Raw genomic sequence first — 22,360 nt, 5'->3', positions numbered from 1 at the left:
TGACCGATAAGTTAAAATATTCAGAAAAGTTGTTGACAAAAAAACAACACCATAGTATTGTGTAATATATCAACAACGAAATATAAATTAAAATCACGATAAAAAGGAAAGTAAATCTTACACTGCAATTATCAGAGAGTTCCCATTTGCTGAAAGGGAATATTGAAAGAAAGATTGAAAATGGCCTTGGAGTGGTGACATCGATATTGAGGTGTCAACGGGATCGCCCGTTATAGCGATACAGTATTAAAGTCTCTTTAGTGTTGATGGCGTACTGGAATTTGTTTACGATTTTACTGCCATTATATACTCTTACTTAAGAGACCACGTACTTATAGAGGTAGTGTCAGTAATGTCATTACAAACAAAGGTGGTACCGCGAGCTAAGCTTTCGTCCTTTACATCCGATCATTTCGGGTTTAAAGGACGGAAGCTTTTTTTATTTTTTAAATACATTAGGGGGACGGCTATTATGAAATCTACTCAACTCGCTCAAATTTCATTAACTAAAGATCATACCGGGGCTACTACAAACCCTATCTATCTTGCTACAGCCTATCAACATGAAAAATTAGGTTGTTCAACTGGCTTTGATTATACAAGGACTAAAAATCCAACGCGCTCTCAATTTGAAGAAGCTTTTGCCAAATTAGAAGGTGGAAAATACTCATTTGCAACTTCTAGTGGTATGGCAAGTATTCAATTAATATGTAACTTATTTAAACCAAATGATGAAATACTCGTTTCATTTGATTTATATGGTGGCACTTTTAGACTGTTTGAGTTTTACGAAAAACAATACAACATTAAATTTAAATACATCGATTTTTCAAATATTGAAGAAGTTAACGCATCTATCAATGATCATACGAAAGCATTCTTTATCGAACCAATATCAAATCCGTTAATGTTCTCTGTAGATTTAGATCCACTTTATGCAATTGCAAAATCTAAAAATATTTTAACGATTATAGATAATACATTCTTAACACCATACTTATCTACACCATTAAAAGATGGCGCCGATATCGTACTACACTCTGCTACTAAATACATAAGTGGTCATAACGATGTATTAGCAGGAATTGTAACAGTTTCTGACGATTACTTAGGTGAATTACTTGGACAATTCCACAATATGATTGGTGCAACATTATCACCGTTCGACAGTTATTTATTGCTTAGAGGATTAAAAACGCTTCACTTACGACTTGATCGTGCTACTGAAAATGCTCAAAAGTTAGCCGCTTCACTTCAATCAGTTGATAGCATCGACGAAGTATTATATTCCGGTCAAACAGGCATGTTAAGCATTCGATTAAACCACGCTTATAGTGTTGATAGCTTTTTACAAAATATTGATTTATGTATATTTGCTGAAAGCCTAGGTGGTACTGAAACATTTATCACTTTCCCATATACACAAACACATGTAGACATGGCTGATGAAGAAAAAGATAAACGCGGCATCGATGAATACTTACTTCGTTTATCAATTGGAATTGAAGACTATGAAGACATTTACGAAGACATACTTCAAGCACTAAAAAATTCAAGAAAAGAAGGAGTGTCAATATGAGCTATTCAAAAGAAACATCACTAATATTAGATTCCACTAGAGGCAATGAACATTTATCAAGCAATCAACCATTATATTATTCATCAACATATCACCAACAAACTTTAGGTGGTAATGCTGAATATGATTACGCAAGAAGCGGTAATCCAAATAGACAGCTACTCGAAGAAAAATTAGCTGACTTAGAAGGCGGTCAATACGGATTTGCATTCAGTTCAGGTATTGCCGCTATTACAGCAGTATTTTTAACATTAGAACCAGGTGATCACGTCGTCCTTCCAGATGATGTTTATGGCGGTACGTTCAGATTAACAGAACAAATACTCAAGAAATTCAAAATCGAATTTACAACTGTTGATCAAACAGACTTACAACAAGTAAAAGCTGCTGTCCAAGACAATACAAAACTTATCTATGTAGAAACACCTTCTAACCCACTATTTAAAGTGACTGATATAGACGGTGTTAGCCAGATAGCTCGTAAAAACAACGCACTTTTAGCTGTAGATAATACTTTCATGACACCACTTGGACAATCTCCATTGAAACTAGGTGCAGATATTGTCATTCATTCAGCAACGAAATTCTTAGGTGGTCATAGTGATTTAATTGCAGGTGCTGTTATCGTAAACGACCCACAACTTAAAAACGACATTTACTTAATCCAAAATGGTACAGGTTCAGGTTTAAGCGTTTATGATTCATGGACACTCGCTAAACATTTAAAAACATTGCCTATTAGATTTAAACAATCCGTTTATAATGCGGAACAAATTTACAGATATTTAATTGAAAATGAAGCGATTGAAACTGTTTATTATCCAATTACAAGCGACACGCATTTAAGACAAGCTAAAAATGGTGGTGCCGTGCTTGGATTCAGACTTAAAGATGAATCAAAAGCACAAGCATTTGTCGATCATCTCAATATACCGCTCGTTTCTGTAAGCTTAGGTGGCGTTGAAACCATTCTTTCACACCCAGCTACAATGAGTCATGCAGCTATTCCAGAAGATGTGAGAGCTGAACGTGGTATAACAAATGGATTATTTAGACTGTCAGCAGGCTTGGAAGATGTCAAAGAATTGATTACAGATATCGATTGGGCATTAAAGGAGGCTACATATGAATCTAAAAAAAGCATTGAAGAACCGCATTTTAGTAGCTGACGGCGCAATCGGAACAATCCTTTATTCTGAAGGGTTAGACACTTGCCCAGAAAGTTATAATCTGACTCACCCTAAAAAAGTTGAGCAAATACATCGCTCATATATAGAAGCTGGCGCAGATGTCATTCAAACGAACACATATGGCGCTAACTTTGAAAAACTACAAGATTTCAATTTAGAACATCGTGTGAAAGAAATACATCGAGAAGCTGTTCAAATCGCTAAAAAAGCAAGCAATAAAGACACATTTATTCTAGGTACGGTAGGTGGCTTTCGCAACATTAAGAAAAGCCACTTATCTATAGAAGCCATTCAATACCATACAGAAATTCAAATCGAAACACTTGTTAATGAAGGTGTAGATGGCATTTTATTTGAAACTTATTATGATTTAGAAGAGTTGCTAACTGTTTTAAAAGATGCAAAAGCTAAATATGATATTCCGATTATCGCTCAACTTACTGCAAGCAATACAAATTATTTGAGAAATGGTACACCTATACCTGATGCATTAGAAGCTTTATTAAATGAAGGTGCAGATATCGTCGGTTTAAACTGCCACCATGGCCCTTACCATATGATCAAGACATATAAACATATTGAAATTCCTGACAATGCCTATCTTTCTTGCTACCCTAACGCAAGTTTGCTGGATTTAGAAGAAAACGACTTAAAATACAATAACAACTCAGAATACTTTTCTGATGCAGCTAAAGAACTTGTCAATCAAGGTGTCAGATTAATAGGTGGATGTTGTGGTACAACACCAGAACATATTAAAAAGATAAAGAATATCGTTAAAGACTTAACACCTATAAAACATAAAAATGTTATTCCGATAGAAACAAAGCAGTATAAAAAGCAAAATAAAAACGAACCAAGTATTAAAGAACTCGTCCAACAAAGACCAACCGTCATAGTTGAACTAGATACGCCGAAACATTTAGATACAAATAGGTTTTTTGAAGGTATACAAGCGCTTGAAGATGCGGGTGTAGAAGCTGTAACACTTGCTGACAACTCGTTAGCAAGCGTTAGAATTTCTAACATTGCAGCAGCCAGCATTATAAAAGAAAAATATAAAATTAGACCCCTCGTACATTTAGCATGTCGAGATAGAAATTTAATCGGTCTTCAATCACATCTGATGGGGCTATCCCTTCTAGGCATTAACGATATTTTAACAATTACAGGTGACCCATCAAAGGTTGGTAATTTCCCTGGTGCAACAAGTGTATTCGATGTCAATTCTAGCGGATTAGCCGAGATTATTACTCAATTTAATCAAGGTATTAACGCTGACGGAGATACATTAAGAAGTAATACGAACTTCTCTGTTGCTGGTGCATTTAATCCAAATGTAAGACGCCTTGAACCAGCAGTTAAAAGATTAGAAAAGAAAGTTGAATCTGGCATGGAGTATTTCATTACTCAACCGATTTATGAACCTGAAAGGGTTAAAGAGATATATGAAGCAACAAAACATATAGATGCACCCATTTTTATAGGCATAATGCCTATAACGAGCTATAACAACGCACTATTTTTACACAACGAAGTTCCTGGTATTAAATTATCAGAAACTGTTCTCAACGCTTTTGAAAAAGTGAAAGACGATCGAGACGCAACTCGAAAGCTCAGCATTAGCTTGAGCAAACAATTAATTGATGCAGTACACCAATATTTTAATGGCTTGTACTTAGTTACACCATTTTTAAAATATGATTTAACAGTTGAATTAGCAAATTATTCAAAATTAAAAACTGGAACACAAACCAAGGAGGCAATATTATGACAATTAAAACAGCAAATTTAGGATTTCCAAGACTAGGTAAAAAAAGAGAATGGAAAAAAGCCATTGAAAGCTACTGGGCTAAAAAAATAGATAAAGCTGAATTAGATCAAACATTGCAAGGTCTGCATAAAGAAATATTAACAATTCAAAAAGAACACCATGTCGATCAAATTCCTGCTGGTGATTTCTCACTATATGACCATGTTCTAGATACATCATTATTATTCAATATTATTCCAGAACGTTTCCAAGGACGCCCTGTTGACGATGATTTATTATTCGATATCGCTAGAGGTAACAAAGAGCATGTTGCAAGTGCACTGATCAAATGGTTTAACACAAACTATCACTATATCGTACCTGAATGGGACAACGTTTCACCTAAAGTAAATAACAACGTATTATTAGAGAAATTTAACTTTTCTAAAGAAGCGGGTGTCAACGCGCATCCCGTTATTGTAGGTCCTGTGACTTATGTTGCTTTATCTAAAGGTGGAGACCAAAGTTTCGATGAAAAAGTAAGAACACTTTTACCATTATATAAAGAAGTATTCGAAAGTTTAACTGAAGCTGGTGCAGAATATATTCAAGTAGATGAACCTATTTTAGTTACTGACGAAGCAAAAGAACTTCAAGACATTACGAAAGAAGCATACGAATTTTTCAACAAAGAAGTACCTTCTACAAACTTGGTATTACAAACTTACTTTGAACGCGTTGATTTAAGCTTTGTAGGCCAATTACCAGTATACGGTCTTGGTTTAGATTTTGTGCATGACAATGGATTTAACTTAAAACAAATTAAAGACGGTTTATTCCCTAAAGAAAAAGCATTATTTGCTGGTATCGTTGATGGAAGAAATGTTTGGGCAACAAACATAGAAGAGAAAAAAGCATTAATAGAATCATTACAATCTTATACAGAAGAATTAGTGATTCAACCATCTTCATCTCTACTACACGTACCAGTTACATTAGAAGAAGAAACTTTAGAAGATTCAGTACGCGAAGGTTTGAGTTTTGCTACTGAAAAATTAGATGAATTATATGCTTTAAAACAATTATTCAATGAAAATGATGACACTTTATACAATGAATTAAAAGCTCAATTTGAACGCTTTGAAAGTCAATCATTCAAACAACTTGAATACGATTATGATTCAGTGAAATCAGAACGTTCAACACCATTTAAAGAAAGAAAAGTATTACAAGATGAAGTATTAAATTTACCAGACTTACCTACAACAACGATTGGTTCATTCCCTCAATCTACAGAGGTAAGAAAATACCGTGCTGATTGGAAAAACAATAGAATTTCAGACGAAAAATACGAAGAATTTGTACAAAACGAAATTAAACGTTGGATTGATATTCAAGAAGAAATTGGTTTAGACGTATTAGTACATGGTGAATTCGAGCGTAACGACATGGTTGAATTCTTTGGCGAAAAATTAAACGGATTCTTAGTAACTAAGTTCGGTTGGGTTCAATCATACGGTTCTCGTGCCGTTAAACCACCAATCATCTACGGTGATGTTAAATGGACAGCTCCATTAACAGTTAAAGAAACATTATACGCTCAAAGCTTAACTGACAAACCTGTTAAAGGTATGCTTACAGGTCCAGTTACAATTTTAAACTGGTCATTTGAACGTGTTGATATCCCACGTAGCGAAGTTCAAGATCAAATCGCTTTAGCTATCAATGAAGAAGTACTCGCACTTGAAGAAGCAGGTATCAAAGTCATTCAAGTAGACGAACCTGCATTGCGCGAAGGCTTACCTTTAAGCTCAGAGTACCATGAAGATTATTTAAATAAAGCTGTTCATTCATTTAGATTATCAACATCTTCAGTCCAAGATTCAACTCAAATTCATACACATATGTGTTACTCTCAGTTTGGACAAATCATCCATGCGATCAAATCATTAGATGCTGACGTTATTTCAATCGAAACATCTAGAAGCCACGGTGATTTAATTCAAGACTTTGAAGACATTACGTATGATCTAGGTATCGGTTTAGGCGTTTATGACATTCATAGCCCTCGTATACCTACAGAAGAAGAAATTACAGTAGCCATCAATAGAGCACTTCAAAAGATTGACCGTTCTCTATTCTGGGTAAATCCTGACTGTGGATTAAAGACTAGACAAGAAGAAGAAGTTAAACAAGCATTAACAGTATTAGTCAAATCAGTAGAAAAATTACGTCAAGACAGCACAGTTAAACAACCAAATTAATCAATCATATGAGGTGATGTTATGTCATATCCATTGTGGGACACGCTAAATCAACTAAAAGAATATAATTGGATAGATTTAACGCATACTTTTGATTCTGAGTCTCCCCATTTCTCAGCTTTTGAAAATGCAGAAACAAAAACATTATATAAAGTTAAAGATGATGGTTTCTTTGCGCAATCATGGCAATTCCCTACACAGTACGGTACACATATAGATGCACCGATACATTTTGTAGAACATAAGCGATATTTACATGAATTAGGCTTACAAGAAACAGTATTACCTTTAATCGTATTAGATTTTTCAAAAGAAGTGGCTCAAGATTCAGATTTCAGATTAACAAAAGAACATATTCTTCAATGGGAATCAGAAAATGGTCCTATTGAAAGCGGAACGTTCGTAGCATTCAGAAGTGACTGGTCAAAAAAATGGCCAGACAAAGAACAATTTGAAAATAAAGATAAAGAAGGTCATGAACACCTCCCAGGATGGTCATTAGATGCCCTTAAGTACTTATTTGAAGAAAGAAAAATCAAATCTATAGGACATGAAACGTTCGATACAGATGCTTCTGTAGACATTCGTAAACATAACGATATAGTCGGTGAGCGTTACGTCCTTGGTTTAGATACTTTCCAAATAGAATTGTTAACCGGATTAGACAAACTGCCAACACGTGGTGCAGTTATATTAGCCATTAGCCCTAAACCTAATAATGCTCCCGGGTTCCCTGTCCGAGCATTTGCTATTACCCCTAAATAATAGCACTGCCATATAATATTTTTGAGCGAGTGTTATATGGCAGACTAGCTTCCCTATATTAAATATATATAAAAAGAACCTTTCGGTGGAGACCGAAAGGTTCTTTTTTCATGATTAGTATTTTGATACAGTTGCTGCGCCAATTTGATGATCTATTTCTATCGCATTCTCACTATTTTTTCGATATAAATAATAGAAGTACATTGTCCATAAAATTGTGAGACCGATAGATAGCCAATAGCTTAGCTTTAAATCCATTCCAAATCCAATAGGCTGACTTAAAATATAAGTGAATATATTCCACGTCATGAATAATGCGGGTATTAACGCGACATAGAAATTCTTTTTAGATAACAGCAAGTACATTACCCCTATCCACAACGCTATAACAGCTGTCGTTTGGTTTGCCCAAGAGAAATATCTCCACAAGATTGTAAAGTCCACTGTCGTTAATATAAAGCTAATAATAAACATTGGTATCGCGATAGCAAATCTCTTCCATACTTTCTTTTGACCAATATTAAAGTAATCAGCAAGAATCATTCTCGCACTTCTAAATGATGTATCTCCACTCGTAATTGGCAATACAATAACACCCAGTATTGCTAATGTACCAAATACAGATCCAAGTAACATAGTAGATGCTTCACTCACTACAAGAGCTGCTTCACCTTTAGCCAACACTTCTTGTAGGCCACCATATCCACCAAATAAACTCATTGCAGCCGCAGCCCAAATCATCGCTATAACACCTTCAGCGATCATCATGCCGTAAAATATTTTGCGACCATTTTTTTCATTATTCGTCGTTCTAGAAATTATCGGCGATTGTGTTGCATGGAAACCAGATAAAGCACCACATGTAATCGTAAAGAATAACAATGGGAATATCGGTGCAGAATCAGGATGCATATTCTTCAACGTTAATTCTGGAATTTCTGCCCCAGTCATTAATAATCTGATGAAAATACCAACTGCCGAAATCATCAGAACAAAGCCAAACACCGGATAGACTTTACCAATAATTTTGTCGATTGGTAAAATCGTTGATAAGAAATAATATAAGAAAATAACAAAAATGATAATACCTAGTGCAATTCTTCCATCCATTAACGAATGTAACAGTAATGCCGGACTTGTTACAAACACCGTACCCGTCAATAACAATAATAATAACGTAAAGACATTCACTAAATGTCTCATCACATTACCTAAAAACTTACCAGCTAATTCAGGTAGATGAGCCCCTTTATTACGAATTGAAATCATACCTGTTAAATAATCGTGGACAGCCCCAGCAAATATAGAACCTAATACGATCCATAAAAAAGCAACAGGACCATATAAAGCACCCATAATAGGCCCAAATATCGGTCCTACACCAGCGATATTTAATAATTGAATCAGTGAGTTTTTATTTGTCGTCATCGGAACATAATCGATGTTATCCCTTTGATCATGAGCTGGTGTCGGACGTTCATCCTTAACGCCAAACATCTTTTCAATATACTTACCATATGTAAAATAACCTACAATCAATAATACAATAGAAACTAAAAATGTAATCATTGAAATCCCCCTTATTATGTAAGCGTTTACAGAAAATTATAAATGAATCATTTACAAAATACAATGCTTTGCGCGCAATTTAACAACATTTTAACTTAGTATACATATCAACTTTGATTATGATTTACATAATATTACTTTATTTGCACATTGACTATGCAAGCATGGACTTTACAAAATCAAAAATATAAAAATCACCCAATCCGAACATGAATCAAACGGATTGGGTGATTTATTTTGAGCAAGAGATTGATGTCCCCAGCTCATTTTAGCTATTTTCTTTTATAAACTTTAATCGTAATTTCGTAAAAGTCTTTATGTTCTTCATCGATGCGTTTAATCTTAATTCCCTCTTTTTCAACATTTTTAATGCTTTGTCCAAGTGAATCAAGGGCTTCTGTAATATCTTGCTCGAATTGGAATTGTTTAGCTTTTACTTTTTCAGAGCCTCGTATTTTCTTAACACGATCCTCTGTTTGTTTAACGTTTAAATTTTGTGAATGGATGGCTGTTAAGACATCTTGTTGACCGTCATCGTCTAGACCTAACATCGCTCTAGCGTGTCTTTCTGTTATTTCACCTTTTTGTAGTGAAATTATGATCGGTTCTGATAATTTAAGCAATCTCAATTTATTTGCTATAAATGATTGGCTTTTCCCCATACTCACAGCTAAATCTTGTTGTGTAATATCTTCTAAATCAAGAAGCTTTCTATATGCTTCCGCTTCTTCTATTGCTGATAAATTTTCTCGTTGAATATTTTCAATTAGTGCTACTGCTGCTGTTTCTTTATCATTTAACGGCTTAATAATTACTTCTGTTTCAGGTAAATCGTTATGTTTTATTGCACGAAATCTTCGCTCTCCCGCTATGATTTCGTACATACCTTCTTCAATTGGACGAACAACAATTGGTTGTAATAATCCATGTTCTTTTATAGATTGTGCCAATTCTTTAATTTTTGATTCATCGAATACTTTTCTCGGTTGGTAACGGTTTGGCACAATTCTCTCTGTTGAAATTATCGCTACATTACCTTCAGCTCGAGCTTCTTCTATGTGTTCTAATTCTTTGTCTTTTAGTCCAAATAATTTAGAAAAAGGCTTTTTCATCTCAATATACCTACTTTCGTTCATACATATTTCCCAGGAATTATTTTGTTAACGGCTCTTTGTTTGGTGTTCCTGGTTTTCTTGGATATTTCTTAGGTGTTTGTTTTAATTTATCTATCGTAATTATTTGTCTCATACTTTCTTCTAAAGGTAAAGTGAAGTCATATATTTCATTCACTTGTCCTCCTAAGACTGAAATAGCAAATTGTGCATCTTCCAACTCTTCACTGCCTTGCGAACCTTTTAAAGCTACAAATTGCCCACCCTTTTTAACTAAAGGTATGCACAATTCACTTAATACAGATAATCTTGCCACTGCACGCGCTGTTACAAGATCAAAGCTTTCACGGTAATTGCTCTTACCAAACGTTTCAGCTCTATCATGCACAAAGTTCACATTGTCTATATTTAATGCTGCTGCTAATTCATTTAAAAATTTAATACGTTTATTTAATGAATCTACTATTGTAATTTGTAAATGTGGATATATAATTTTCAGCGGTATGCTAGGAAATCCTGCTCCAGCACCAACATCGCATATTGATTCAATTTTGTTGAAATCTAAATAAAAGCTAGGTGTTACAGAATCAAAAAAGTGTTTCAAGTAAACCTCTTCTTTTTCAGTCACGGCTGTTAAATTAATTTTTTCATTCCACTCTACTAACATTTCAAAATAAATCTCAAATTGATTAATTTGTTTATCTGTTAACGCTATACCTGATTCTTTTAAGGAATTAATAAATGTTTGTTCGTTCATCTAGTTCACCTTCTGAATTTTACCTTGTTCGATATAAACAAGCAATATTGAAATGTCTGCTGGATTAACCCCTGAAATACGTGAAGCTTGTGCGATATCTAGTGGGTTGACTTCTTTTAATTTTTGACGTGCTTCAGTCGCTAAACTGTTAATAGCATCGTAATCAATATTTTCAGGTATTTTTTTATCTTCCATGCGTTTCATTTTTTCAACTTGTGCTAATGATTTTTGAATGTAACCTTCGTATTTAGTTTGAATTTCTACTTGTTCTTGAACATCCGGACTCACTGGAGATTCTTCTTGTAAGATTTCCATAATTGCATCATAGTCCATTTCTGGTCTACGTAATAAATCTAGCGCTAAAATTCCATCTTTAAGTGCTGAACCTCCGCGACTTTCAATAACACTTTGTGTATGTTCATTCGGTTTAATACGGATATCTTTTAATCTTTCTTGTTCTGAAGTGATTGCATCACGTTTTTGGTTAAATTTAGCGTAACGTTCTTCAGAAATCATGCCAAGTTCATAACCAATGTCTGTCAGTCTTAGATCTGCATTGTCATGTCTAAGTAATAGACGGTGTTCGGCACGTGAAGTTAATAAACGATAAGGCTCATTTGTACCTTTCGTCACTAAATCATCTATTAATACACCAATATAAGCATCTGAACGACGTAAAATAACATCTTCTTTACCTTGTACTTTACCTGCTGCATTAATACCAGCCATTAAACCTTGACCAGCCGCTTCTTCATATCCTGAAGTACCGTTAATTTGACCAGCAGTGAATAAGTTAGTTACGATTTTTGTTTCGAGTGTTGGCCATAATTGCGTTGGAACAATTGCATCATATTCAATTGCATAACCTGCACGCATCATATCAGCTTTTTCAAGTCCTGGAATTGTTTCTAACATTTTGCGTTGAACATCTTCCGGTAAACTTGTAGATAAGCCTTGTACATAAACTTCTTGAGTTTTGCGTCCTTCTGGTTCTAAGAACAATTGATGTCTTGGTTTATCATTGAATCTTACGAATTTATCTTCAATGGAAGGACAATATCTTGGTCCAGTACCTTTAATCATGCCTGAATACATTGCTGATAAATGTAAATTATCATCGATAACTTTATGTGTATGTTCATTTGTATACGTTAACCAACAAGGTAATTGATCTAAAATGTATTCTGTCGTTTCATAGCTAAATGCACGTCCGACATCATCACCTGGTTGAATTTCAGTTTTGCTGTAATCTATTGTATTTCCATTTACACGTGGTGGTGTTCCAGTTTTGAAACGAACAATCTCAAAGCCTAATTCTTTCAAATGTTCAGCTAGTTTAATAGATGGCATTTGATGATTTGGGCCACTTGAATATTTTAAGTTTCCTAAAATGATTTCACCACGTAAAAATGTTCCTGTAGTTAATACAACTGCATCAGCTTCATAAGTTGATCCAATAACCATTTCTACGCCTTTAACTTTATTATCTTCTATAATTAAACGTTCTACCATACCTTGCATAATATCAAGATTTGGTTCGTCTTCGATTACACGTTTCATTTCTTCTTGATATAATACTTTATCAGCTTGTGCGCGTAATGCTCTAACAGCTGGGCCTTTACCCGTGTTTAACATACGCATTTGAATGTGTGTTTTATCAATCGTCTTAGCCATTTGACCACCAAGTGCATCGATTTCTCTCACTACTATTCCTTTTGCTGGGCCACCTACTGATGGGTTACATGGCATAAATGCTACACTATCTAAATTAATTGTAAGCATAAGTGTTTTTGCGCCACGTCTCGCTGAAGCTAAACCTGCTTCTACTCCAGCATGCCCTGCACCGACAACAATAACGTCATATTTTTGTGTCAAAATTTTTCCTCCTTTTTATTTTCCTAAACAGAATTGGCTAAATAATTGATCGATAAGTGATTCACTTGCTTCTTCACCGATAACTTCTCCTAGCAATTCCCAAGTCTTAATTAAATCAATTTGTACGATATCTATAGGTACACCGTCTTCTGCAGACTGTATTGCATCATTAATTGCCCTTTTCGCATCTTTTAAAAGTGCTATATGTCTTGAATTAGAAACATACGTCATATCTTGTGATTGAACTTGACCACCAAAGAATAATTCTGATATTTTTTGTTCAAGATCTTCTATACCTTGCTGTTCTATCATCGATGTTTGAACTAACGGATGATCACCTATCATTTCTTTTAATTCATCCATATCTAGGTTTTGTTCTAAATCCATTTTGTTTATGATAACAATAACGTCTTCATCTTTAATGACATCAAATAATTGATAATCATTTTCTGTGAGTGACTCGTTATAATTAAGTACAAATAGAATTAAATCAGCTTCTGATAAAGCTTTTCTAGACCTTTCAACACCAATTTTTTCTACGATGTCTTCCGTTTCACGAATACCTGCTGTATCAACGAGCCTTAATGGCACGCCGCGAACATTAACATATTCTTCTAATACGTCACGCGTTGTTCCGGCAACTTCAGTTACGATTGCTTTATTATCTTGAATCAAGTTGTTAAGCATCGAACTTTTACCAACATTAGGCTTCCCTACTATTACTGTAGATAGCCCTTCACGCATAATTTTTCCTTGTTGACCTGTTTTTAATAACTGATCAATTTCGTTCTCAATATGTCTAGCTTCCTTTAGTAGAAATTGTGCAGTTGCTTCTTCAACATCGTCATACTCTGGATAGTCAATATTGACTTCCACTTGTGCAAGAATTTCTAAAATGGACTGTCTCAGCCCTTTTATTAGACTACTTAGACGCCCTTCCATCTGCCCTAAGGCTACCTTCGATGCGCGTTCCGTCTTAGATCTGATGAAATCCATGACTGCTTCAGCTTGTGACAAGTCAATACGTCCGTGTAAAAAGGCTCTTTTCGTAAACTCACCTGGTTCAGCCATTCTAGCACCATTTGACATCGTTAATTCAAGCACACGGTTAACTGTTACAAGTCCACCATGACAGTTAATTTCTACTATATCTTCTCTTGTAAAAGTCTTAGGTGCTTTCATTACAGCTACCATCACTTCCTCAATCACTTCATCTGATTCAGGATCAATAATGTGACCATAATTTATAGTATGTGATGCTACTTCGTTGAGTTGTTTTTTTCCTTTATATATACGATTGGCAATGTTTAAGGCATCCGGGCCACTTAATCGTACAATTGCTATTGCGCCTTCACCCATAGGCGTTGAGATACTTGTAATTGTATCTAATTCCATGATTTTCTCCTCCACCATTAGTAACTATTCTATTGATTGTAAATGGTTTTGTTCTATTTTTCGAATTTTATGTTCGAAAAAATGCGGAGCGAGATCACTCACTCCGACTATTATCATTTATTCTTTATGACTAAATATCGATGTGGCTCTCTTCCTTCAGAGTATGTTTCGATATTTTCAATTTTACTCACTGCTTGATGCATAATTTTACGTTCAAAGTTCGGCATTGGCTCTAATTTAACCGGTTTTTTCGTCTGGGTTGCTTTTTTAGCCATATTAATTGCCAACTGTTCTAAAGTTTCTTTACGTTTTTCACGATAAGATTCAATATCTAATATGAGCGCATAATAACCTTTCACAAATTGATGCATATAATTTTGACCTACAGTTTGTAGTGCATTTAAAATTTGTCCACGTTTACCTATTATATAAGCAGCGTTATTCGAAGTCATATTAATATAAATTGTATTAGACTTAATTTCGTATGAACCATCTACATCAATGTTCATTTCTCTTATAATATTAAGCACATACGTTAATGTATCTTGTGCTACTTCATTTAATGAATCTTTTTTCTGATTGTTATGTTCACGTATATCTTCTTCTGACTGAATATCATTTTCGTCGTTATTATTTTCTTCTATAATTATTGCTTCTTCGTGATGCGTTTCATCACTTATTGGTTCGTCAGCTTCTTCATGTTGTTGATGACGACATTTTAACGCTTCAATTGACTCAAACTGCTTAAGTTCAGGATCAATGATAGTTAATTCAATGTGTGCATCTTGTTTCATAAATCCAAAAATACCTTTTTTACCTTCTTTAATAACATCAATTCTTACTTGTTGTTCTTGAACATTTAAATCTTCTAAACCTTGTTGAAGTGCTTGTTCTACTGATTGTCCTTCATAGCGTGATTTAAGCATGCTGCAACCTCCTAGTAAAATATCAATACTTAGGGAATACGTTTATTAAAAACTTTAGCAATCTTCAATACATGCTCTAAACTCTTCTGCGTTTCAACTACTTCTAAATTAACAGATTGGTTTCGAGCGATAACAATGATGTCTTTAGGAATAATATTTTCTTTATGATTCTTAAAACATTCTCTAATTGACCTTTTTATTCTATTTCTAGTAACAGCATTTCCTAATTTTTTTGAAACACTTATACCTAATCTAAAGTGTTCATGTTCGTTTTCTGCTGTATAAATAACGAATTGTCGATTAGCAACTGACTTACCTTTTTTATATATTCTTTGAAAATCATTGTTTTTCTTAATACGATAAGCCTTTTCCACAAACATCCACTCCAAAAAACAACACTTAATTATTGTTTATTATACAAAACAATTACATCAATTAAAACAAAAAAAAGACCACTGCTCTTCAGTGATCTTAAGCTGATAATACTTTTCTACCTTTACTACGACGGCGAGCTAATACTTTACGGCCGTTTTTAGAGCTCATGCGAGCACGGAAACCGTGTACTTTACTATGTTTACGCTTATTTGGTTGATACGTACGTTTTACCATTTAAGAACACCTCCATTATTTATTCTTAACATCTAAATTTACAGTTAGATAATTGTTTGTATGATATTCATTTATATATATCAGAAGATTAGTTTCAAAATTAGTTATACCATACACGTGACTTTTCACAATTTCAATAACTACTAAACTATAACAAATCAGTTTTTAAAAATCAAGAAGAAATTTACAACAATCGAAAATAGAGTTATCCACTTATTCACAATGCATTACCAACTTTTTGTGGATAATTATATAAATCTTATTTCTTATTCACAGCCTAATTTAATCTTTTTACACATATTCACAACCATTTGACAACTTGTTTTGTTTGAAAGTATAATTGTGTGGATAAGTTATACAAAGTATTGATACTACTATGATTTCTATAGAAGAATACTAGTGTAAAGATTGTGGACAAGAGAATTGGAAAGTTGAGTTATCCACCGTTTGTTAGTAAGTTGTGGATAATTATTAACAACCTGTGGTTTTCTTTATCAACAATCTTATTTTATGTGTATAACTCCATAAATTTAAATTAGAAAGAGGACTTTTATGAATTCAAAAGAAGAAATTTGGGAGCAAGTGTTATCTATTGCTGAAGATCAAATCGCTTCTGCTGGTTATAATACTTGGTTCAAAGGCACTTACTTACATCAAATAGATAGTAATCGTGCAATCGTCGTTGCACAAAGTCCTTTTGTTGCTGAGTGGTTAACCAATAAATATCATGAACATGTCATTAATTTCATCTATGATGTCATTGGAGACAAGGTTCAAGTTAAATTTATTTCAGAAGAAGATTTGCAAAGTGAAGATTTCGCTGAAAAGCCGAAAAGATCAAAAGTAACCGAAGAACATGAAGAAGTAATAAACAGCCAACTTAATAGTAACAACACGTTTGATACATTTGTTATCGGTCCGGGTAATCAGTTCCCGCATGCTGCTTCATTAGCTGTCGCTGAAGAACCAGCCAATGCTTATAATCCACTATTTATATATGGTGGTGTTGGTTTAGGCAAAACGCACTTAATGCATGCAATTGGCCATTATGTACTTGAACAGAATCCAAATGCGAACGTACTATATACATCTAGTGAGAAATTTACAAATGAATTTATTAAGTCTATCCGAAAAAATGATACTGAAAGCTTTAGAGACAAGTATCGTAATATCGATGTTTTATTAATAGATGATATTCAATTCATTCAAAAGAAAGAACAAACTCAAGAAGAATTTTTCCATACATTCAACGATTTACACCAAAATAAAAAGCAAATTGTTATTTCTAGTGATCGTCCACCTAAAGAAATTCCAACTTTAGAAGATCGTTTAAGAACGCGCTTTGAATGGGGTTTGATTGTAGATATTACGCCGCCTGATTTTGAAACAAGAATGGCTATCTTACAAAAGAAAATTGAAGAAGAAAATCTTGATTTACCAGTAGAAGCACTAACTTACATCGCAAATTCTATTCAATCTAACATTCGTGAACTAGAAGGCGCTTTAACAAGAGTTTTAGCTTATTCTAAACTTAGAAATAAACCTATTAATACTGATTTAGTTGCTGAAGCGCTTAAAGATATTATTTCAACACCAAGATCTACTAAAATAACAATTCAAGATATTCAGCAAGTCGTTGGTAAAATGTATAACATACGAATAGAAGATTTTGCTGCTAAAAAGCGTACAAAATCTATTGCGTATCCGAGACAAATTGCAATGTATCTATCTCGAGAGCTAACGGATTTCTCTTTACCTAAAATTGGTGAAGAATTTGGTGGTCGAGATCATACAACAGTGATTCATGCACACGAAAAAATCAGAAAAGATTTAGAAAATAATCCAGAACTCAAAACTGATTTAGAACAACTAGAAAAACAAATCCGTGGATAATGTGGATAAGTTGTGCACATTCGTACACAGTTTATTAACATGTGAATAACTTTCGTATCACGTTTTTAAGGCGCTTATCCACCAATCCACAGCCCCTATGACTATTACTATGATTTTAAAAGATATATAATTAAATATATAACGACTGGAAGGAGTTTTATAAGTTATGAAATTTACAATTCAACGAGATTACTTTCTTAATCAATTGAATGATACATTAAAAGCAATTTCACCAAGAACTACATTACCGATACTTACAGGAATCAAAATCGATGCAACAGATAAAGGCATCATATTAACAGGATCAGACTCAGAGATATCGATTGAAATAACAATCAACCAAAATATTGATGGTGAAAAGATTGTAGATATAGAAGAAAAAGGTTCTGTTGTACTTCCAGGACGTTTCTTTGTAGATATTGTTAAGAAATTACCAGGTAAAACAGTAAATCTATCAACTAACGAGCAATTCAAGACACTTATCACTTCAGGACATTCTGAATTTAATGTCAGTGGTTTAGATCCAGATCAATATCCACTATTACCACAAGTTTCTGAAGATGATGCAATCAAATTACCAATCAAAGTATTAAAGAACATTATCGCACAAACGAACTTTGCAGTGTCCACCTCAGAAACACGCCCAGTATTAACAGGTGTTAACTGGTTAATCCAAAATAATGAATTGACCTGTACTGCAACAGATTCACACAGACTTGCATTAAGAAAATTAAAACTTGAAGATGAAGAGATCGAAGATAAGAATGTCATTATTCCAGGTAAAGCTTTATCGGAATTAAATAAAATCGTTTCTGATTCTGAAGAAGATATCAATATTTTCTTTGCTAGTAACCAAGTATTATTTAAAGTTGGTCATATTAACTTTATTTCTCGTTTACTTGAAGGAAACTATCCTGATACTACGAGATTATTCCCAGAAAACTATGAAACTAAATTAACGATAAACAATAGTGAGTTTTATCATGCTATTGATCGTGCATCATTATTAGCACGTGAAGGTGGAAATAACGTCATTAAATTATCAACGGATGCAGATAAGTTAGAATTATCTTCAACTTCTCCAGAAATTGGTACGGTTAAAGAAGATGTAGCTACTGATAATGTTGAAGGGGAATCACTAAAAATATCATTCAATTCTAAATATATGATGGATGCATTAAAAGCAATTGATAATGATGAAGTGCAAGTGGAATTCTTTGGCACGATGAGACCATTTATTCTCAAGCCAAAAGGTGATGAAACAGTTATTCAACTGATTTTACCAATTAGAACATATTAGTAAAAATTTAAAGAAACTCTCTGGAATTTTGAGAGTTTCTTATTTTTTTGTTTATATATGTCAAGTCAACTTGACATATAATCCATAATCTTTTACTGTAAAGTTAACTTGATAGGAAGTGATCGATTGAAAAATAAAGTTTACGAATATCGGACGGATAGAAAGATGACGCAAAGCGAGTTATCTCGTTTAGTCAACGTGTCGAGACAGACGATTAATTCTATTGAGCGTTACAAATTTAATCCGACATTAGTATTGGCACATAAGCTTTCACAAGTATTTGAAGTATCTATAGACGAATTATTTATATTTGAAGATGATGAAAATATAGATGTTTCAGAAATACGACCCAATAAAAAGGAGTAAAAGTTATGACATTAATTATTAAAAATGTTTCAAAAAAGTTTAACGACTTTACTGCAGTACATGATGTTAACTTGGAAGTTCCAAAAGGCACAATGTATGGATTTTTAGGTGGAAACGGTGCAGGTAAAACAACAACATTTCGCATGATTTTAGGTTTATTACCTAAAACAACAGGCGTTGTTACTTTTAATGACGAGCCAATTGACTATTCCATGACGAATAAAATTGGCTATTTACCTGAAGAAAGAGGATTGCATCCAAAACTTAAAGTATGGGAGCAAGTACAATATTTAGCAGAATTAAAAGGGATGAAGAGAAAAGACATTGCAACTGAATTAGACTATTGGTTGAAAAGATTTGATGCGTTTGAAAATAAAGAAAAAAAGATTGAAGCATTATCAAAAGGGAACCAGCAAAAAGTTCAATTAATTGCAGCAATCATTCATAAGCCTGAACTATTGATTCTAGATGAACCGTTTAGTGGACTAGATCCAGTAAACGTTGAATTACTAAAATTAGCCGTTAAAGACCTTAAAGAACAAGGTACGACGATTATATTTAGTTCGCATAGGATGGAGCATGTTGAAGAATTATGTGATTATATTTGCATAATGAGTAAAGGAAAAGCGATTGTGTCAGGTTCTTTAGACAATGTTAAAGATGATTTCGGTAAGAAAGATATTTTCATCGAAGGTGAACATGATTTTGAATTCTTAAAAGACTTTGAAGGCGTTGAAGATTTCAAAATGACTAAAAAAGGCGTTAAATTCACAATTTCTGATGAATCATATGCTGAAAATATTTATCAAAACGTTACGAAATTAGGATATCTTAAACGATTCCAAGTAGCAGAACCATCACTTAACGATATCTTTATTGCTAAGGTGGGTGAAAAACATGAATAAATTTTGGCCAACTTTTAATTTAACGTATATGCAAAAAGTAAAGAGTAAGTCGTTTATTATTATGACAGCTATTTTTATGATTTTTATTTTTGCATTAAGCAATGTTGATAAAATTATTGATTTATTTGATAACAGTAGTAAAACAGTCGCGATACAAACAGATAACGACATGATTTACAACGTGTTAGAGAAACAATATAAACAAAGTGATAATATTAAAAAAGTCGAAAAAGTCTCACTGGAAAAAGGTAAAAAGGGCGTTAAAGATAAAAAATATAAACGCCTCATTCAAGTTAATGTGAAAGGTGAAAAAGTAGACGGTACAATCTACGAAAAGGGTAGTGTTAGTGAAAGCGAGAAGATGAGGTTACAATCAACGCTTAGTCAAATGCAATCATCATTAACAGCACAAAAATTAAACTTATCAGAAGACGATTTAAAAACATTAAATACGCCTAGTGACGTAAAAACAGAAGAAATTAAATCTAGTGATGAAAAGCAAACGAGTGATATTAACCCGAAAGTTCAAGCTTTAAATACTGCGGTCGTTTATATCATTATCTTCTTATCATTCTTCATAGCGATCAATTATGCTAACCAAATTGGTTCCGAGATTGCGACTGAAAAGACGACTCGTGTGATTGAAATGATCATAACAAGTGTGAAGCCGTCAATACATGTTTCAGCTAAAATATTAGCGATTATAGCTGTCGCATTTACTCAAATCTTCTTTATCATTCTCGCGATTGTGATTAGTATCTTTGCATTTGATTTAAAAGGTCTATTCGAATCAGCTGGTGTAGAGTATGGCCCTGAGACGACGAGAATCATCATTTACGGTGCAGTATACTTAATTTTAGGGGTAATATCCTATATTTCATTAGCGGCTATTCTAGGGGCCTTAACGAGCCGTATAGAAGATCTTGCTCAATCTATGATGCCCGTAACATTTGTATCATTAGGTGCATTTTATATTGCGATATTTAGTATTTCTAATCCTGATACAATGCTTGTTAAAGTGACGAGCTTTATTCCATTGTTGTCGCCAATGGTTATGTTATTGAGAACAACTTCAGAAACAACGCCTGAGTGGCATTTAATTTTAGGGATCGTTATATCAGTTATTACGAGCATCGTGTTACTTGTATTTGCTGCTAAAACTTATCGCGGTAGTGTGCTTACGTATGAAAAAGGTATCATTAAAAATTTAAAAAACGCATTAAATATTACTAAATAATTTTAAAAACTTTATAAATAGCTAATTTGTCACAAAACCTTAATGATTTTTTGTGGAATAATATAGAAATTCTCTGAATGATAGTATAAAATTTATAGTATCAACTATAGAGATTGAGGGGTTAATATGGCGAATAAAAATAGTAATAGTAATATAATGTTTCTGATGATAGCAATAGTTGTTGTTGTCGTAGGTATCGTATTACTAGTTGTGTTTGGTGGAAGCGGAAGTGACAACAAAGAAGAAAGTCTATTTGATAGAACTGTTAAAGCAACAGATTTATCAAAAGATACAAACGATAATCCAACACATAAAAAAGATAAAGCTAAAGTTCAAATCATAGAATTTGGGGATTTTAAATGTCCAGCATGTAAAGCATTCGAAACAAATTACATGGATCAAATTGAAAAAGATTATATCGACAAAGATAAAGTTGAATATAGATTCGTTAATGCACCATTCCACGGTGAAGGTTCTGAATTAGGGGGCGCTTCTGCGCACGCTGTGTATAAAATAGCACCAGATGCGTATTGGGATTATCATAGAGCATTATTTGAAGCGCAACCAGATGATCATAATGCTGAAACTGATGACGAATGGTTAGATTTAAAAGTAGTGAAAAAAGCAATAGACGGTTTAGATATCAATCAATCTAAAAAAGATCAAATTATGAAATTAGTGAAAGATAGAAATTCAGAATCATATAAACAAATGAAAAACGATTCTGATTTAACGAATAAATATGACATAGACATAACACCAACAGTAATTGTAGATGGTAAAGTGTTAGCAGATCCAATGGATTACGACAAAGTATCCAAAGCAATCGATCAAGCAATCGAAAAGAAAAATAAATAAAAATAGG

General features: G+C 33.5%; 19 protein-coding genes and 1 other annotated feature. Of the genes, 11 read left to right on the top strand and 8 right to left on the bottom strand.

The features are described 5' to 3' along the window. Positions 1-89: 89 nt before the first annotated feature. Positions 90-402, top strand: a binding site (T-box leader). A gap of 70 nt (positions 403-472) precedes the next feature. From LQ598_RS09135 to LQ598_RS09115, 5 genes are read left to right on the top strand one after another with little or no spacing between them, the layout of a single operon-like run. Continuing rightward, positions 473-1,579, top strand: coding sequence for a PLP-dependent transferase (locus LQ598_RS09135; protein WP_016912345.1), 1,107 nt, complete (start codon positions 473-475; stop codon positions 1,577-1,579). Beyond that, entirely contained in the window at positions 1,576-2,748 is a 1,173-nt protein-coding gene (metC, locus tag LQ598_RS09130; protein ID WP_016912346.1) for a cystathionine beta-lyase MetC, read from the top strand. Before LQ598_RS09135 ends, metC begins: the two co-directional genes overlap by 4 nt. Further along, positions 2,705-4,543 (top strand): bifunctional homocysteine S-methyltransferase/methylenetetrahydrofolate reductase, encoded by a 1,839-nt coding sequence (locus tag LQ598_RS09125; protein WP_107558934.1) that lies wholly within the window; start codon positions 2,705-2,707, stop codon positions 4,541-4,543. Before metC ends, LQ598_RS09125 begins: the two co-directional genes overlap by 44 nt. Further along, positions 4,537-6,786 carry a 5-methyltetrahydropteroyltriglutamate--homocysteine S-methyltransferase gene (metE, locus tag LQ598_RS09120; RefSeq protein WP_107558935.1) on the top strand — a complete coding sequence of 750 codons (2,250 nt, stop codon included), beginning with the start codon at positions 4,537-4,539 and terminating at the stop codon, positions 6,784-6,786. Before LQ598_RS09125 ends, metE begins: the two co-directional genes overlap by 7 nt. A gap of 21 nt (positions 6,787-6,807) precedes the next feature. Beyond that, on the top strand, positions 6,808-7,551 hold the full coding sequence (locus LQ598_RS09115; protein ID WP_119609214.1) for a cyclase family protein: 744 nt from the start codon (positions 6,808-6,810) through the stop codon (positions 7,549-7,551). Between the two features lie 114 nt (positions 7,552-7,665). Here the strand turns inward: LQ598_RS09115 and LQ598_RS09110 are convergent, their stop codons facing one another. The 8 genes from LQ598_RS09110 to rpmH all read right to left on the bottom strand — a co-directional run bounded on the left by LQ598_RS09110 (position 7,666) and on the right by rpmH (position 15,794). After that, entirely contained in the window at positions 7,666-9,120 is a 1,455-nt protein-coding gene (locus tag LQ598_RS09110; RefSeq protein ID WP_107558937.1) for a carbon starvation CstA family protein, read from the bottom strand. 272 nt (positions 9,121-9,392) lie between these two features. Then, positions 9,393-10,232 carry a ParB/RepB/Spo0J family partition protein gene (locus LQ598_RS09105; protein WP_016911744.1) on the bottom strand — a complete coding sequence of 280 codons (840 nt, stop codon included), beginning with the start codon at positions 10,230-10,232 and terminating at the stop codon, positions 9,393-9,395. Between the two features lie 40 nt (positions 10,233-10,272). Then, positions 10,273-10,989, bottom strand: coding sequence for a 16S rRNA (guanine(527)-N(7))-methyltransferase RsmG (rsmG, locus tag LQ598_RS09100; protein WP_016911743.1), 717 nt, complete (start codon positions 10,987-10,989; stop codon positions 10,273-10,275). Continuing rightward, positions 10,990-12,864 (bottom strand): tRNA uridine-5-carboxymethylaminomethyl(34) synthesis enzyme MnmG, encoded by a 1,875-nt coding sequence (mnmG, locus tag LQ598_RS09095; RefSeq protein ID WP_016911742.1) that lies wholly within the window; start codon positions 12,862-12,864, stop codon positions 10,990-10,992. It abuts the gene before it with no gap. Between the two features lie 15 nt (positions 12,865-12,879). After that, positions 12,880-14,259, bottom strand: coding sequence for a tRNA uridine-5-carboxymethylaminomethyl(34) synthesis GTPase MnmE (gene mnmE, locus LQ598_RS09090; RefSeq protein ID WP_016911741.1), 1,380 nt, complete (start codon positions 14,257-14,259; stop codon positions 12,880-12,882). A gap of 113 nt (positions 14,260-14,372) precedes the next feature. After that, entirely contained in the window at positions 14,373-15,185 is an 813-nt protein-coding gene (jag, locus tag LQ598_RS09085) for an RNA-binding cell elongation regulator Jag/EloR (protein ID WP_107536359.1), read from the bottom strand. 29 nt (positions 15,186-15,214) lie between these two features. Then, positions 15,215-15,559 (bottom strand): ribonuclease P protein component, encoded by a 345-nt coding sequence (rnpA, locus tag LQ598_RS09080; RefSeq protein ID WP_016911739.1) that lies wholly within the window; start codon positions 15,557-15,559, stop codon positions 15,215-15,217. Between the two features lie 97 nt (positions 15,560-15,656). After that, the gene (rpmH, locus tag LQ598_RS09075) at positions 15,657-15,794 is read right to left on the bottom strand and encodes a 50S ribosomal protein L34 (protein ID WP_016911738.1); all 138 of its coding nucleotides are present in this window, start codon (positions 15,792-15,794) and stop codon (positions 15,657-15,659) included. 552 nt (positions 15,795-16,346) lie between these two features. On the opposite strand from rpmH, the gene dnaA reads away from it, so the two are divergent. The 6 genes from dnaA to LQ598_RS09045 all read left to right on the top strand — a co-directional run bounded on the left by dnaA (position 16,347) and on the right by LQ598_RS09045 (position 22,353). Then, positions 16,347-17,687, top strand: coding sequence for a chromosomal replication initiator protein DnaA (gene dnaA, locus LQ598_RS09070; RefSeq protein ID WP_016911737.1), 1,341 nt, complete (start codon positions 16,347-16,349; stop codon positions 17,685-17,687). Between the two features lie 166 nt (positions 17,688-17,853). Beyond that, positions 17,854-18,987: a DNA polymerase III subunit beta gene (gene dnaN / locus LQ598_RS09065; protein ID WP_016911736.1), complete on the top strand. Its 1,134-nt coding sequence runs from the start codon at positions 17,854-17,856 to the stop codon at positions 18,985-18,987. A gap of 126 nt (positions 18,988-19,113) precedes the next feature. Next, positions 19,114-19,353: a helix-turn-helix transcriptional regulator gene (locus tag LQ598_RS09060; RefSeq protein WP_016911735.1), complete on the top strand. Its 240-nt coding sequence runs from the start codon at positions 19,114-19,116 to the stop codon at positions 19,351-19,353. A gap of 5 nt (positions 19,354-19,358) precedes the next feature. Then, positions 19,359-20,258 carry an ABC transporter ATP-binding protein gene (locus LQ598_RS09055; protein WP_107556487.1) on the top strand — a complete coding sequence of 300 codons (900 nt, stop codon included), beginning with the start codon at positions 19,359-19,361 and terminating at the stop codon, positions 20,256-20,258. Continuing rightward, positions 20,251-21,495 (top strand): ABC transporter permease, encoded by a 1,245-nt coding sequence (locus LQ598_RS09050; protein WP_107536356.1) that lies wholly within the window; start codon positions 20,251-20,253, stop codon positions 21,493-21,495. Before LQ598_RS09055 ends, LQ598_RS09050 begins: the two co-directional genes overlap by 8 nt. A 126-nt stretch (positions 21,496-21,621) precedes the next feature. Beyond that, positions 21,622-22,353, top strand: coding sequence for a DsbA family protein (locus LQ598_RS09045; protein WP_107536355.1), 732 nt, complete (start codon positions 21,622-21,624; stop codon positions 22,351-22,353). Positions 22,354-22,360: the final 7 nt, after the last annotated feature.

It is taken from the genome of Mammaliicoccus sp. F-M27 (genome assembly GCF_022387115.1).
GTDB classification, from domain to species: domain Bacteria; phylum Bacillota; class Bacilli; order Staphylococcales; family Staphylococcaceae; genus Mammaliicoccus; species Mammaliicoccus vitulinus.
The sequence above is the reverse complement of the archived record's forward strand: the minus strand, read 5'-3'. Positions and strand labels throughout refer to the sequence as shown.